The following is a 1,128-nucleotide window of genomic DNA, read 5'->3' as shown; positions in this document are numbered from 1 at the left end:
ACAAGGAAGCCACCAAAAACATCAAGAAATATTATGAGACCAAAGGCATCCTCAAGAAGCCCCTCGTCAAATCGCATACCACCTCGGATCCTATCTCCCTGTTTTGGAACATGACATCGTACCAGGACAAAGTGCCTCCAGGCAAGAGCTCATTATTTGAGGCAATTCCAGTACAACGCTATGGACATTGTACTTTTACAGAGGCAGAAGCGATAGCAATCTTTACACAATTATTACAGAAGGTTGATACCCAGAAACAACACCCCTTAGCCAAAGTGAAAGGTTCAGGAGGCAAGATTATCCGCTCCGTCAGGGTAGAACAGAAGTTTGCCTCAGCACGCTAAAAACAACAAACAAAACGGTTGTTGGTGATTTTCCAACAACTGTTTTTGAAATAAGGCGGCTCAATTGGTCCATATCCCACGGAAATAAACCCGTTAATGACATTGACTGCCACACGTATATAAATTAGATACTCCATTTGTATAGTTAGGCTATGTTGGGACGCTGAAAAGGCTCATTCTCTGCTTGCTGCTGTATCAGGTGCCGGCTGTATCAGCAGCAATGACCCAAGCACCGTTTGATACAGCACCTGATACAGCCTGCGCTTGCCTAGGCACCCCTGTCGGAAGAGTGTCTGGGAAGAGCATCCGGCTCTGTCCAGGGAAAACAGCCATCCCGTAAAACGGCGGAATTCTGATACGGCAAGGGAGCAGTTGCTGGCCAGGCACCGGTGCTTGAAACTCCCCCTGCGCTGCTATGGCGGTTTAATGCCTGTATAGGGGGAGCTGTCGGGAGGATTTGTGGCGGCTTCATGGGAACGACCAGCGCAAGACCCCGGCCCGTGCACTAATGTTAATAAAGGAAAAGACAGCTTACAAGCGGGTGTATCGCTTGCGCCAACCGTTGCTGGAGAGCTATGAGAGGCACCCGCCGCGGATCCGCGCAATCCCGGAAAACGTGAAGATTTTGAGAAGGCTTGTAGGGTGTCTTCTATTTTAACCGTTCAAGCCGAGCAATGCTTAGTGCTGCGGTTGTTGCTCTTTTGTTGCGGTTGTTGGTTTTTTGTTGCTGGCATGTTGCTGCGGCTTATTTTTAGCTATTAAAAGGCACTTCTGGGCCTTTTAA

The 1,128-nt window shown here is 48.6% G+C and carries 1 protein-coding gene; it reads left to right on the top strand.

The annotated features are described in order from the left end of the window. Positions 1-344: hypothetical protein (locus tag ACFS7Z_RS27230; RefSeq protein WP_377492639.1), on the top strand; the 344-nt coding region annotated here is incomplete at its 5' end. Between the last annotated feature and the right edge of the window lie 784 nt (positions 345-1,128).

It is taken from the genome of Pontibacter toksunensis (assembly GCF_042686245.1).
Taxonomy (GTDB): Bacteria; Bacteroidota; Bacteroidia; order Cytophagales; family Hymenobacteraceae; genus Pontibacter; species Pontibacter toksunensis.
This window is presented reverse-complemented; position numbering and strand designations above follow the sequence as displayed.